Below are 13,478 nucleotides of genomic sequence, written 5' to 3'. Positions count from 1 at the left end.
CCGCCGGGCTGCGCCGTGCCGGTGATGACCGGGGCCATGCTGCCGGCCGGAGCGGATGCGGTGGTGCCCATCGAGCAGGCGGTGCCGGACAGGTTCGCGCCGTTCGAGCCCGGGCGCACGGTGGTGCTGCCGGCCAATATCCCGGCGGGCCAGTTCGTGCGGGCTGCCGGCAGCGATATCCCGGTCGGCACCCCGGCCCTGGCCGCCGGGACGGTGCTGAAGGCCGGGCAGCTGGGCCTGCTCGCCGCGCTGGGCATCGCCGAGGTGCCGGTGCAGCCGCGGCTGCGGGTGCTGCTGCTAAGCACCGGGGACGAGGTGGTCCCGCCGGGCGGCAGCCTGGGCCCGGGCCAAATCTACGACGCCAACACCACCCTGCTGTCCGCGGCGCTGGCCGAGGCCGGCTGCGAGGTGGTCAGCAGCCGGATCCTGGCGGACGCGCCGGGGGCGTTCGGGCGGGCGCTGGCCGAGGACCTGGACCGGCTGGCCCCGGATCTGGTGCTCAGCTCCGGAGGCATCAGCAAAGGCGCTTTCGAGGTGGTCAGGCAGGCCCTGGGCGGAGGCGGGGCCGGCGAGGATTTTGCCGCGGTGGAGTTCGTCTCGGTGGCCATGCAGCCCGGGGGACCGCAGGCCCTCGGCCGGGTGCGCGGGACGGCCTTCCTGGGTTTTCCCGGCAACCCGGTCAGCTCGCTGGTCTCCTTCGAAATGTTCCTGCGCCCGGCGCTCAGCGCGGTGCTGCACGTGCCGGCGCCGCGGACCGTGCTGCACGTGCCGCTGCGGATGCCCGAGGGCAGGGCCATCGACTCCCCGGCCGGAATCCACCAGGTGCGCCGCGGCTGGTACGACGGCGCCGCCGTCGCGCCCGTCGGCGGGCCCGGTTCGCACCTGGTGCACGCGCTCGCCCAATCCAATGCCCTGATCCAACTGCCGGCGGACGTCACGCACCCTGCGGCCGGACGGAACGTGGAAATATGGCTTACATGAGTGAACAGGACAGCAGGAAAGAGACCGCGCCCCATCTGACCCATGTCCGCGCGGACGGTTCCGCGCACATGGTGGACGTCAGCCACAAGGCGGAGAGCACGCGCGAGGCCACCGCCCAGGCGGTGCTGGCCACCCGCCCGGATGTGGTGGCCCTGCTGGTGGCCGGGGACCTGCCCAAGGGCGACGCCCTGGCCGTCTCCCGCGTGGCCGGGATCATGGCCGCCAAGGCCACGCCGCAGCTGATCCCGCTGTGCCATCCGCTGCCGCTGAGCAAGGTCACGGTGGATTTCCACCCGGCCCAGGACAGCGTGCGGATCGAGGCCACGGTCAGGACCCGCTCGGTCACCGGCGTCGAGATGGAGGCGCTGACCGCTGCCTCCGTGGCGGCCCTGAGCCTGTACGACATGATCAAGGCCGTGGACAAGCACGCGGTGATCGGCGACATCAAGGTCCTGGGCAAGACCGGCGGCAAGAGCGGGGACTGGACGCTGGGCAGCGGGGGAGCGGCCCGGTGAACGGCCGCGAAGCGGCCCCTGCCGTGCGGCAGGCCAGCGTCCTGATCGCCTCCACCCGGGCGGCCGCCGGGGTGTACGAGGACCAGACCGCGCCGGTGATCCGCGACTGGCTCACCGGGCACGGCTTCGAAACCAAGGAGGCGCTGGTCGTGCCCGACGGCGAGCCGGTCGGCGCCGCCCTGCGCGCGCTGCTGCTGCTGGACCCGCGGGTGGTCATCACCAGCGGGGGAACCGGCCTGAGCCATGACGACCTGACCCCGGAAATGACCGCGCCGCTGCTCGAGCGGGAGCTGCCCGGGATCATGGAGGCCATCCGCGCCGCGGGGCGGGCGAGCACGCCGCACGCGGCCCTGTCCCGCGGGCATGCGGGCACCGCCGGCCGTACGTTCATCGTCAACCTGCCCGGTTCCCCGCGCGGGGTGATGGACGCCCTCGCCGTCCTCGATCCGATCATCGACCATCTTTGCGACCAATTGGAGGGCCGTCATGGGCATTGAGGCAGCCGCTGCGGCGGATACTGCCCCCGGCATCGTCGTTTTCGCCGGGATCAGCGCCGAACCAATCGACACCGGCACCGCCTGGGACGCGGTGGAGACCGCCGCCACCGGTGCCGTCGTCACCTTCGGCGGCATCGTGCGCGACCATGACGGCGGCCGCGGCGTCACCCGGCTGGGCTACAGCGCGCACCCGAGCGCCGGCCGGCGGATGGCGGAGCTGGCCGCGGAGGTTGCCGCCCGGCATCCGGGTACCCGGCTGTGGGCTGCGCACCGGATCGGCGAACTGGCCGTGGGGGACCACGCGCTGGTCGCCGCCGCCGCGTCCGCGCACCGGGAAGCGGCCTTCGACGCCTGCCGCGACCTGGTCGAGGCGATCAAGCACGGGATCCCGGTATGGAAGGAACAGCACTTCAGCGACGGCGGCACCGAGTGGGTGGGCAGCGCCTGAGCCGCGGTGCCGGCAGCCTGTCCGGCAGGCGATAACCTAGAACGCATGACCCCACCACTGAAAGTCGCCGTCCTGGGTGCCCAGGGCCGTATGGGCGCCGAGGCCGTCAAGGCCGTGTCCGCCGCCGAAGATCTGGAACTTGTCGCCGCGCTGGGCCGCGGCGATTCGCTGGAGCGCCTGCTCGAGGCCGGCGCCACGCACGTGGTGGATCTGACCGTCCCGGCCAGCACCGAGGCGAACGTCCGGTTCGCCGTCGAAAACGGGCTGCACGCCGTCGTTGGAACCACCGGCTGGGACGGGGACCGCCGGGCCGCGCTCTCCGCGCTGCTGGCCCGGCACCCGGATACCGGCGTGCTGATCGCACCGAACTTCGCGCTGGGCTCGGTGCTGGCGTCGGCCTTCGCCGCCAAGGCCGCCCGCTACTTCGAATCGGTGGAGATCATCGAGCTGCACCACCCGGACAAGGTGGACGCCCCCTCGGGCACGGCCGTGCGGACCGCGCAGCTGGTCTCCGCCGCGCGTGCCGCCGCGGGCGTGCCGGCAAGCCCGGACGCCACCGCGCATGCCCTCGACGGGGCCCGCGGCGCCGACATCGACGGCGTGCGGGTACACAGCGTACGCCTGCGCGGGCTGGTGGCGCACCAGGAGGTGCTGCTGGGCGGGCCCGGCGAGCAGCTGACCATCCGGCACGACTCCTACGACCGTGCCTCGTTCATGCCCGGCGTGCTGCTGGGCCTGCGGTCCGTGGCCGCCCACCCGGGCCTGACCTACGGGCTCGACGGCTACCTCGACCTCAATGGCTGACCCCGCGATGACCGACCCCGCGCAGACCAACCCCGCCCGGCCCCTGTCCTGGTACGCCCGCCACGGCAGCAAGATCTGGGTGGGCGTGATCATCGCTCTGCTGGCCGGCTACCTGGCAGTCACGCTGCAGCGGGCCTGGCTGATGCTCGGCGAGCCGTCCCCGGCGGCCAAGGGCTTGGGCGTGGCCCTGGTGCTGCTGCCGGTCGTCGGGGCCTGGGCGCTGGGCCGCGAGATCATCTTCGGGGCCCGGATGTCCAAGCTGGCGAAAATCCTGGAGGCCGAGGGGGGCCTGCCGGTGGACAACCTGCCGCGCACTCCGGCCGGCCGGATTGTCCGCGAGGCCGCGGACGCGGAGTTCCTCAAGTACAAGGCGGAGGCGGAGGCGGCGCCGGGAAACTGGCGCAGCTGGTTCCGGCTCTCCTGCGCCTACGACGCCGCCTCGGACCGCAAGCGGGCCCGGGAGTCGATGCGGCGCGCGATCGAGTTGTACCGCGCGCGGGCCTGAGGCCGGGCGGGAGCGCCCCAATCTCAGCCCGGCAGCCTGCTCCGGCCGGCGGCCAGCGTGCGGACTGCCCGCGAGGCCGTGGAGGTGACCAGTTCCAGCGGACCCCGCCAGCCGGCGGCCTGGAACAGCATGCCGGCCACCACCATGAGCACCACCTGGCTCCAGTAGAGCTCGAAGCGCGCCAGCGGCAGGCCCAGCGAGACGACCGTGGCCATGATCCAGACGTGGGCCGAGTACAGGCTCAGGGTCATCGCTCCCGGTCCGCTCAGCGGGGCCAGCAGGGCCGGCCAGCGGGAACCGATGAACAGGCACACGGCCAGGAGCACGGCTGCGGTGCCGCTGGTGTGCAGCAGGTCCAGCCCGGCACCGGAGTGCGGGGAGGCCGAGCCGAGCCACCACCAGGACCCCTCCTGCTTCACCCAGCTCATGTTGACCTGGTAAACGGCATCGAAATCGGCACGCCGGGCCGGTTCGGTCGCGGCGACCGCCGCATAGCCGCCCAGCCGGTCCATCAGCAGCCAGGACAGCGCCTTGGCCCCTGCCGCCGCCGCAGCGCCGGCGGCCAGCAGCCACAGCTGGTGGGCGGTGCGCAGCAGGTCCAGCCGGCCGACGGCCAGGCCCACCAGGATGTAGGAGAGCCACTGCAGCACCGGATAGTAGCCGGTCAGGAAGATGTCCGAGAGCAGCATCCACGGCTGCAGCAGGTCCGCCGAGGCGGGATTATGCCCGAGCACGCCCTGCGGCGGAACGTTGGACAGCGCCCAGGGCCGCAGCAGGAAAGCCAGCACGGGGGAGACCACCATCCAGCCGGCGGCCCAGCAGGCCAGCGCCGGCAGGCGCAGCCGCAGGAAGGGCAGCGCGCAGAGGAACAGCACGGCATAGTGGACCAGGATGATGGCGATGTTGACGTTCAGGCTGCCCAGCAGCAGGCCGGCGGCGCCGATCAGCACCGCCCGCACGGCGATGCCTGCCCGGTCGGCCAGCAGTGCCCGGCCGAAGTGCGGGCGGCTGCCCCCGGTCAGCAGGGCCAGGCCGACGCCGGCGAGCACGGCGAACAGCGCCGAGGACCGGCCGGAGAACACCAGGCCCACGAAACTGGGTTCCGCTGCCCCGCCCTGACCCACGCCCCTGTCGACCAGCGGGAAGATATGCGTGGCCATCATGCCCAGCAGGGCCAGGCCCCGAGCGGCGTCAACTCCCTGGATCCGGCGGCTGTTGGCTCCTGCAGCTGCTGGTGACATGACCCGATAATCTCACACCCGGCCCCGGCCCCGGCCTCCGGGGCGGGCATTCCTGCGCGGCCCGGACGGGTCCGGCCCTGTTCCCGAGCCGCCAAGGGCGCCTCCTGCCGCGAACGGCGGAGCGTCCCCGGCAACCGGGTAGATTGAACCCGTGACCCGCTACACGCACAATGCCCTGGACGGTGTCCGGCTGGCCTTCGATGACGTCCCCGGCGCCGACGGCGCCGACGGTGCAGGCGGGCCGCTGCTGCTGGTGCACGGCAGCGGGCTCTCCAAGGCCGCCTGGCGCGGCCTGGGCTACCGCAGGGCGCTGGCCGGCCGGCGGCTGATCGCCCTGGACATGCGCGGGCACGGCCGCAGCGCCAAGCCGCATGAGGACGCCGCCTACACCACCGCGGCGTTCGTGGCGGACGTGGAGGCCGTGCTCGATGCCTGCGGCGTCGGGTCCGCCCACTACTTCGGCTATTCCTTCGGGGCCCGGGTCGGGTTTGCCCTGACCGCGGCCAGACCCGGACGGATCCGCTCGCTCGCCTGCCTGGGCGGAACCTACCGTGCCCTGGCCGGCCAGGCCGGGGACCTGTTCTTCCCCGGCTACCTCGAGGCGCTCGACCGCGGCGGCATGGGCGCCTTCCTCGAGGGCTGGGCTGCCCGCGCCGGCCGTCCGCTGGATCCGGCCACGGCCCACGCCTTCGGCGCCAACGACCCTGCGGCGCTGGCCGCCTATTTCCGCCAGGGCGAGCGCCTGCCCGGCCTGGCCGAGGACGAGGTGGCCCGGCTGCAGGTGCCGGCGCTGTTGCTGGCCGGCAGCCGGGACCATCCCCGGGCCGAGGATTCGCGCCGGGCGGCGGAACTGATGCCGCACGCGGTGTACCGGGAACTCCCGGGCCTGGAGCACGCGACGTCGTTCGCCGCTGTGGAACCGGTCACAGCGCTGCTGCGGGACTTCCTGCAATCGCAGGCATGCCCGGCCTGAAGCGCCCTCCCGTTCCTGCCGGGCATGCAGGCTGCGCATTCCAATAAACCGGGCCCGGCACGGTAACGTTTTCCCTATGGCTGAGTCTGACATCCGCGCGTACACCTTCGGCACCCTGGTAACCGCCATGGTCACCCCGTTCACCGACGACGGCGAAGTGGACTACGGAAAAGCAGCCGAGCTGGCCGCGAAACTCGTTGACGACGGCTGTGACGGGCTGGTGGTCACGGGCACCACCGGGGAGACCTCGACGCTGACGGACGAGGAGAACCTCGGGATGTTCAAGACCGTGCGCGACGCCGTCGGCGGCCGGGCGAAGGTCATCGCGGGCTCCACCACCAACGACACCCGCCATTCCATCCATCTCTCCCGCCAGGCCGCGGACCTGGGCGTGGACGGCCTGCTCGTCACCACCCCCTACTACAACAAGCCGAGCCAGGCCGGGGTGCAGGCCCACATCGAGGCGATTGCCGACGCGACCGACCTGCCGGTCATGGTCTACGACATCCCCGGCCGCGCGTGCATCCCGATCCAGACCGAGACGCTGATCCGCCTCGCGGACCATCCGCGCATCGTCGCCCTGAAGGACGCCAAGGGCGACTACCAGGAGACCACGCGCGTGCTGGCCAACACGGACCTGGACGTCTACTCCGGCGACGACGGGCTCACCCTGCCGCTGATGGCCGCCGGCGCCGTCGGCGTCGTCTCGGTCACCGCGCACGTGGCCACGGCCCAGTACCGGGCGCTGGTCGATGCCATGCACGCCGGGGACCTGGCCACCGCGCGCCGCCTGCACTTCGAGCTGGACCCGGTCCAGCGCGCCGTCATGAGCCACATCCAGGGCGCCGTGGCGGCGAAGCAAATTCTTAAGTGGCAGAAAGTCCTGCCCAACTCGGTGGTCCGCCTGCCGCTGGTCGAGCCGACCGACGCCGAGCTAGCGCCCATCCTCGCCGATCTCGCGGAGGCCGGCTGGAACCTGGAGGTCTGAACCCAAGCATGAACGAATCCACAACTTCACAGCTGCGCACTCCGCCGAAACTCCAGGACGGGACCCTGCGCATTGTTCCCCTCGGCGGCTTGGGCGAGATCGGCCGGAACATGGCCGTGTTCGAAATCGATTCCAAGCTGCTGATCGTGGACTGCGGCGTGCTGTTCCCGGAGGAGCACCAGCCGGGCGTGGATTTGATTCTGCCGGACTTTTCCTACATCGAGGACCGCCTCGACGACGTCGTCGGCGTGGTCCTGACGCACGGGCACGAGGACCACATCGGCGCGGTGCCGTACCTGCTGCGGATCCGCCAGGACATCCCGCTGATCGGCTCCCAGCTGACCCTGGCGCTGGTGGAGGCCAAGCTGGCCGAGCACCGGATCAAGCCCTACACCCTGACCGTGGCCGAGGGGCAGGTCGAGCGGTTCGGCCCGTTCGAGTGCGAATTCGTGGCGGTCAACCACTCGATCCCGGACGCGCTGGCGGTCTTCATCCGGACCGCGGCCGGCAACGTGCTGCATACCGGCGACTTCAAGATGGACCAGCTGCCGCTGGACGGGCGGATCACGGACCTGCGCGCCTTCGCCCGGCTGGGGGAGGAGGGCGTGGACCTGTTCATGCCGGACTCCACCAACGCCGACGTGCCCGGGTTCACCACGGCCGAGAAGGAAATCGGCCCGGTGCTCGAACACCTGTTCGGCCAGGTCGAAAAGCGCATCATCGTCGCGTCCTTCTCCTCGCACATCCACCGCGTGCAGCAGGTGCTCGACGCCGCCGCCGCCCACGGCCGGCACGTGGCGTTCGTGGGCCGGTCGATGGTGCGCAACATGGGCATCGCCGCCAAGCTCGGCTACCTCGACGTGCCCGAGGGCATCCTGGTGGACCTGAAGAACGTCGAAGACTTCCCGGACGACCGGATCGTGCTGATGTCCACCGGGTCCCAGGGCGAGCCCATGGCGGCGCTGTCCCGGATGGCCAACGGGGACCACCGGGTCAAGGTCGGCGCCGGGGACACCGTGATCCTGGCCTCCTCGCTCATCCCCGGCAACGAGAACGCGGTGTTCCGGGTGATCAACGGCCTGCTCAAGCTCGGCGCCGAGGTGATCCACAAGGGCAACGCCAAGGTGCATGTCTCCGGCCATGCCGCCGCCGGCGAGCTGCTCTACTGCTACAACATCATCCGGCCGAAGAACGTGATGCCGGTGCACGGGGAGACCCGGCACCTGATCGCCAACGGCAAGCTGGCGCGGGCCACCGGCATTCCGGAGGAGAACGTGCTGCTGGCCGACGGCGGCACCGTCGTCGACGTCGCCGGCGGCACGGCCCGCATCGTCGGGCAGGTCGAATGCGGCTTCGTCTACGTGGATGGCTCCAGCATCGGCGAGATTACCGACGCCGACCTGAAGGACCGTCGGATCCTGGGCGAGGAAGGCTTTATCTCCGTCATCACGGTGGTCAACCGCAGCACCGGCAAGATCGTCTCCGGACCGGAGATCCACGCCCGCGGCTTCGCCGAGGACGATGCGGTGTTCGACGACATTACGCCCCGGATCATTGCCGCGCTGGAAGAGGCCGTGGTGAGCAACAAGGACCACACCACCTACCAGCTGCAGCAGTCCGTGCGGCGCGTGATCGGGACCTGGGTGAACCGCCGCTACCGGCGCCGGCCGATGATCGTGCCGGTCGTCCTGGAAGCCTAGGCGCCAGCCGCCGGAGTGCCGTTCCGCCGGAACCCTTCTATACTGGCGAAGTGGCAATGTCGCTGCTCTTCGGTGCCGTGACTTCCAGCGCCCTGGTGCTGGGCGCACTGATCGGGGTCCGCTTCGAACTGCCCAAGCGCGTCCTGGCGATCATCCTGTCCTTCGCGGCCGGTGCCTTGATCACCGCCCTGACGTTCGAGCTGTTCGAGGACGCCTACCAGCGCGGCGGCATTTGGCGCGCAGCGGTCGGCCTGTTCGTCGGCGCGGTGGTGTTCACGACCTTGAGCGCGCTGCTCGATCGGTGGGCGCAGGCCGGGTCGAACCCGGTTCCGGCGGACGAGTACCGGGGCAGCCCCAAGCTTGACACCGACGCCGCCGCCGCCGGGCGTGCGCCGGCGCCGCCGTCCACCCGGGGCGCGGCGGGCCTCGCCCTGGTGGCCGCCGCCACGCTTGACGGTGTACCGGAGAACCTGGCACTGGGCGTCTCGCTGGGGGAGGGGACCGGCGGGCTGGCCCTGCTGGCCGCGATCTTCGTCTCCAACCTGCCCGAGGCCCTGGTCGGGGCAGCCTCGATGCGCAGCCAGGGCATGTCCACGCCCGCCACCATCGGACTCTGGGGCGTGTGTTCAGTACTGCTGGTCGTCGCCGTGGTGGTTGGCGCCGGACCGCTGTCCGGCAGCGACCCCGAGGCAATCTCGTTGCCGTTGGCCTTCGCGGCCGGCGCGGTGATCGCCGCACTGGCCGACACCCTGATGCCGGAGGCGTACGAACACGGCGGGCCGGCGGTCGCCCTGAGCACCGCGGCGGGGTTCGTGCTCTCGTTCCTGCTGTCCCTCGCGTGAGGGGCCAACGCCACGGGCCCGGCGGCGAGGTCCCCCAGTTGAGTCCGGTTTGCAGGTAACCTTGCCGATATGGCGACTCGTACTTCCCCTGCCCGAAACGGCAACCAGCAGTCGCGCGGCAAGTCATCGGCCGCCTCCGGGCGTGCCTCCTCGGGGCGCGGAAAGGCGACGTCCACCAAGGCCATGCAACTGCCCGCCTCGGAGCGGGCGGGGCTGCTGCCGCGGATGATCCACGGGACCTGGATGGGCGTGGCCCGGCTGGTGGCAGCCGGGGTCCGCAAACTGGGCCCGGATGTGCATCCGGAGTACGAACTGCGCCGCGACGGCACCGGCCTGTTCCTGCTGCTGGTGGCCGCGATGGTGGCCGCCGTCGAGTGGTGGGGCCTCAGCGGCGGCTTTGCCGGCGCCGTGCACGCCGTCTTCGGCGGGACCTTCGGCTGGATGGCCCTGATCCTGCCCGTCTGCCTGGCCGGCTTCGCCCTGCGCCTGTTCCGGGCCCCGGAGCAGATTGCGGCCAACAACCGGATCGCCGTCGGCCTGGGCCTGGGCATGCTCTCGGGCACCGGGCTGGCACACGTCATCGGCGGCGAGCCGGCGCTGGCCGACGGGCTGGACCGGCTGTGGCAGGCCGGCGGCATGGTCGGCTTCCTGGCTGCCGGGCCGCTGGCCGGGATCCACCCGCTAATTCCGGTGGGGGTCTACGCCCTGCTGGCCTTCGTCAGCGTGCTGATCGTCACCGCCACCCCGTTCCGCCACATTCCGCTGCGGCTGCGGGCCCTGTACGAGCACCTGATGGGCCAGGACCTGCGCGACAGCGCCGACCCGGACGCCCACGACCAGAGCTACCTGTACGAGCACGACACTCCGGCGGCTCCGCCGAAGAAGAAGCGCCGCCGCTTCGGCAAGGACAAGGACGCGGAGCCGGTGCCCGAGGACGAGGGCTTCCACGTTACCGAGGCGTTCGAAACCCCGGTCATCGAGCCGGACCCGGAGGACGCGCCGGCCCAGGCACCGGCGGCGCCCAAGGTGCCGCCGGGCGTGCGCCGCCCCACCCGCGCCGAGCTCGAGGTCGAGAAGCTCAGGCGCGAACAGGGCCTCATGCCCGGCAACGCTGTGTCCGGCGGTACCGTGTCCGAAGGCGCCACCGAGGCGATCCCGGTGCTGCCCGAGCCGGCGACTGCCGTCGTGCCCATGCTGCACCGGGCCCCGGAGCCGCCGGCCACTCCGATCCCGCAGCGCACCGAGCAGCTTCAGCTCTCCGGGGACGTGGCCTACACGCTGCCCTCCTCGGACTTCCTGGTGGCCGGGCCGCCGGCGAAGGAGCGCTCGGAAGCCAACGACATCGTGGTCGCGGCCCTGACCGAGACGCTGGACCAGTTCAACGTGGATGCCAAGGTCACCGGCTTCTCCCGCGGCCCGACCGTGACCCGCTACGAGATCGAACTCTCGCCGGGCACCAAGGTGGAGCGGGTCACGGCGCTGTCCAAGAACATCGCCTACGCCGTCGCCAGTTCCGACGTGCGCATCCTCAGCCCGATCCCGGGCAAGTCCGCGATCGGCATCGAGATCCCGAACACGGACCGCGAGACCGTCTCGCTGGGCGACGTGCTGCGCTCGAACAATGCCCGCAAGACCGACCATCCGATGGTCATGGGGGTGGGCAAGGACGTCGAGGGCGGCTTCGTGGTGGCCAACCTGGCCAAGATGCCGCACCTGCTGGTGGCCGGCGCCACCGGTGCCGGCAAGTCCTCCTTCGTGAACTCGATGATCACCTCGATCCTGATGCGCGCGACCCCGGACGAGGTGCGCATGGTCATGGTGGACCCCAAGCGCGTGGAACTGACCGCTTACGAGGGCGTGCCGCACCTGATCACCCCGATCATCACCAACCCAAAGAAGGCCGCCGAGGCGCTGCAGTGGGTGGTCCGGGAGATGGACACCCGCTACGACGACCTGGCGAACTTCGGTTTCAAGCACATCGACGACTTCAACAAGGCCGTGCGCAACGGCAAGGTGCAGCCGCCGGCCGGCTCCCAGCGGGTCATGAAGCCCTACCCGTACCTGCTGGTGATCGTGGACGAACTGGCAGACCTGATGATGGTCGCCCCGCGCGACGTCGAAGACTCGATCGTGCGCATCACCCAGCTGGCCCGCGCCGCAGGCATCCACCTGGTGCTGGCCACGCAGCGCCCGTCGGTGGACGTGGTCACCGGCCTGATCAAGGCGAACGTACCCTCGCGCATGGCGTTCGCCACCTCCTCGGTCACCGACTCCCGGGTGGTGCTGGACCAGCCGGGCGCCGAGAAGCTGATCGGCCAGGGCGACGCGTTGTTCCTGCCGATGGGCGCATCCAAGCCGATGCGCGTGCAGGGTGCCTGGGTCTCCGAGTCCGAGATCCACCAGGTCGTCGAGCACGTCAAGGCCCAGCTGCAGGCGGACTACCGCGAGGACGTGGCCGTCGAGGCGCCCAAGAAGCAGATCGACGACGACATCGGAGACGACTTGGACGTGCTGCTGCAGGCCACCGAACTGGTGGTCACCACACAGTTCGGTTCCACCTCCATGCTCCAGCGCAAGCTGCGCGTGGGCTTCGCCAAGGCCGGCCGGCTCATGGACCTGCTCGAATCGCGCGGGGTGGTCGGTCCGTCCGAGGGCTCGAAGGCGCGCGACGTACTGGTCAAGCCGGACGACCTCGCTGCCACGCTGGCGGCCATCCGCGGCGACGAACCCCCGGCAGCCGGTGCGGCCGATCCGGTGGCCGAGGCGCTGGCGGACAATGCCAACGCCAACCACGGCCTAAACGCTCCGGCGGATCTGGTGGCCCGGGACCTGGATTCCCGGCCCCAGGCGGTGGATTATTACGACGACGACCAGGACTCCGGCTCCGAAGATGCCTGGAGCCTCACCGGCCGGTAGCCGGGGTAGCGCGGTGCCCGGCCCGGGGCCGGCCGGCCCCACCCGGTAGCCTTGGGAGGTGAGTAAACCCGTGTCCCGTCCCGTACCCTTGCTGAATACCGCCAATGTCCTGACCACGCTGCGCATCGTCATGGTGCCCTTCTTCATCTGGTTCATGGTGGCGGACGCCGGGACCCACGGTTTGTTCCGCTGGCTGGCGGTGGCTGTCTTCGCGGCGGCCATCTACACCGACAAGCTGGACGGTGACATCGCGCGGAGCCGCGGGCTCGTCACCAATTTCGGCAAGATCGCGGATCCGATCGCGGACAAGCTGCTGATCGGCTCGGCACTGATCCTGCTCTCTGCCCTGGGGGAACTGCCGTGGTGGGTGACAATCCTCATCCTCGCCCGCGAACTGGGCATCACGCTGCTGCGATTCGTGGTGATCAGGTACGGCGTCATGCCGGCCTCGCGCGGAGGCAAGCTGAAGACGGTGTTGCAGACGCTGGCAATCTTCCTGTACCTGATGCCGCTGGGCAGCTTGCTGGGCGGCGGCTATGCGGCCGCAGCCTTCGCCGTCATGATGCTGGCGGTGCTGGTCACCGTTGTCACCGGCGTGGATTATGTAGCCAAGGCCTGGCGCCTTCGTACCGCCGGCCGCTGACAGGAAGGGGTAATTCATGCCATTGAACGCAGCAGCCGAGGAAGTGGTGCTGGCGGCCATCGCCAAGGGGCTCACGCTGGCCACGGCGGAATCGTTGACCGCAGGCATGGTGGCATCGTCCCTGGCCAGCGTCCCGGGAGCCTCGGCCACGCTCCAGGGCGGAATCGTTTCGTACCAGAATGAGGCCAAGTCCTCGCTGCTGGGCGTCGATGCGGACCTGCTGGAACGCAACGGCGCCGTGGACGCCGACGTCGCCCGCCAGATGGCGGCCGGTGCCCGCCGTGCCTTGCACGCCGACGTCGGTATCTCCACCACCGGGGCCGCCGGTCCCGAACCGCACGGCGGCAAAGCCGTCGGCACCGTGTTCGTGGGGATCGCGACCGCGGCCGGCAGCCGCGCCGTCGAGTTCCGGTTCGACGGCGACC

14 protein-coding genes are annotated in these 13,478 nt (G+C 71.0%); 13 read left to right on the top strand and 1 reads right to left on the bottom strand.

The annotated features are described in order from the left end of the window. The 6 genes from ACFQ36_RS14995 to ACFQ36_RS14970 all read left to right on the top strand — a co-directional run. Positions 1-981, top strand: a 981-nt coding sequence (locus ACFQ36_RS14995; RefSeq protein WP_377014948.1) for a molybdopterin molybdotransferase MoeA, incomplete at its 5' end; no start/stop codon positions are given. Next, positions 978-1,496 carry a cyclic pyranopterin monophosphate synthase MoaC gene (moaC, locus tag ACFQ36_RS14990; RefSeq protein ID WP_377014947.1) on the top strand — a complete coding sequence of 173 codons (519 nt, stop codon included), beginning with the start codon at positions 978-980 and terminating at the stop codon, positions 1,494-1,496. The genes ACFQ36_RS14995 and moaC, both read left to right, overlap by 4 nt. Then, positions 1,493-1,993 carry a MogA/MoaB family molybdenum cofactor biosynthesis protein gene (locus tag ACFQ36_RS14985; protein WP_377014945.1) on the top strand — a complete coding sequence of 167 codons (501 nt, stop codon included), beginning with the start codon at positions 1,493-1,495 and terminating at the stop codon, positions 1,991-1,993. The genes moaC and ACFQ36_RS14985 overlap by 4 nt, the downstream gene beginning before the upstream one ends. Next, complete coding sequence (locus ACFQ36_RS14980) at positions 1,983-2,441, top strand: molybdenum cofactor biosynthesis protein MoaE (protein WP_377014943.1); 459 nt, start codon at positions 1,983-1,985, stop codon at positions 2,439-2,441. Before ACFQ36_RS14985 ends, ACFQ36_RS14980 begins: the two co-directional genes overlap by 11 nt. A gap of 45 nt (positions 2,442-2,486) precedes the next feature. Next, on the top strand, positions 2,487-3,245 hold the full coding sequence (dapB, locus tag ACFQ36_RS14975) for a 4-hydroxy-tetrahydrodipicolinate reductase (RefSeq protein WP_377014941.1): 759 nt from the start codon (positions 2,487-2,489) through the stop codon (positions 3,243-3,245). Between the two features lie 7 nt (positions 3,246-3,252). Beyond that, on the top strand, positions 3,253-3,750 hold the full coding sequence (locus ACFQ36_RS14970) for a hypothetical protein (protein ID WP_377014939.1): 498 nt from the start codon (positions 3,253-3,255) through the stop codon (positions 3,748-3,750). Positions 3,751-3,773: 23 nt separating this feature from the next. Here ACFQ36_RS14970 and ACFQ36_RS14965 read toward each other — a convergent pair whose 3' ends face one another. Then, complete coding sequence (locus ACFQ36_RS14965) at positions 3,774-4,991, bottom strand: heparan-alpha-glucosaminide N-acetyltransferase domain-containing protein (RefSeq protein ID WP_377014937.1); 1,218 nt, start codon at positions 4,989-4,991, stop codon at positions 3,774-3,776. Positions 4,992-5,142: 151 nt separating this feature from the next. Between ACFQ36_RS14965 and ACFQ36_RS14960 the strand changes: the two genes are divergently transcribed. The 7 genes from ACFQ36_RS14960 to ACFQ36_RS14930 form a co-directional block, all read left to right on the top strand. Further along, the gene (locus ACFQ36_RS14960) at positions 5,143-5,964 is read left to right on the top strand and encodes an alpha/beta fold hydrolase (protein WP_377014935.1); all 822 of its coding nucleotides are present in this window, start codon (positions 5,143-5,145) and stop codon (positions 5,962-5,964) included. Positions 5,965-6,040: 76 nt separating this feature from the next. After that, complete coding sequence (gene dapA / locus ACFQ36_RS14955) at positions 6,041-6,952, top strand: 4-hydroxy-tetrahydrodipicolinate synthase (protein WP_377014933.1); 912 nt, start codon at positions 6,041-6,043, stop codon at positions 6,950-6,952. Positions 6,953-6,960: 8 nt separating this feature from the next. Continuing rightward, positions 6,961-8,652, top strand: a complete 1,692-nt coding sequence (locus tag ACFQ36_RS14950) for a ribonuclease J (protein ID WP_377014931.1) — start codon at positions 6,961-6,963, stop codon at positions 8,650-8,652. Positions 8,653-8,702: 50 nt separating this feature from the next. Continuing rightward, entirely contained in the window at positions 8,703-9,494 is a 792-nt protein-coding gene (locus ACFQ36_RS14945; protein ID WP_377014929.1) for a ZIP family metal transporter, read from the top strand. Between the two features lie 69 nt (positions 9,495-9,563). Further along, entirely contained in the window at positions 9,564-12,410 is a 2,847-nt protein-coding gene (locus ACFQ36_RS14940) for a DNA translocase FtsK (protein WP_377014927.1), read from the top strand. A 70-nt stretch (positions 12,411-12,480) separates the two neighbouring features. Continuing rightward, positions 12,481-13,053: a CDP-diacylglycerol--glycerol-3-phosphate 3-phosphatidyltransferase gene (gene pgsA, locus ACFQ36_RS14935; RefSeq protein WP_377014925.1), complete on the top strand. Its 573-nt coding sequence runs from the start codon at positions 12,481-12,483 to the stop codon at positions 13,051-13,053. A gap of 16 nt (positions 13,054-13,069) precedes the next feature. Beyond that, positions 13,070-13,478: CinA family protein (locus ACFQ36_RS14930; RefSeq protein ID WP_377014923.1), on the top strand; the 409-nt coding region annotated here is incomplete at its 3' end.

Source organism: Arthrobacter sp. GCM10027362 (assembly GCF_042679445.1).
Taxonomy (GTDB): domain Bacteria; phylum Actinomycetota; class Actinomycetes; order Actinomycetales; family Micrococcaceae; genus Crystallibacter.
This window is presented reverse-complemented; position numbering and strand designations above follow the sequence as displayed.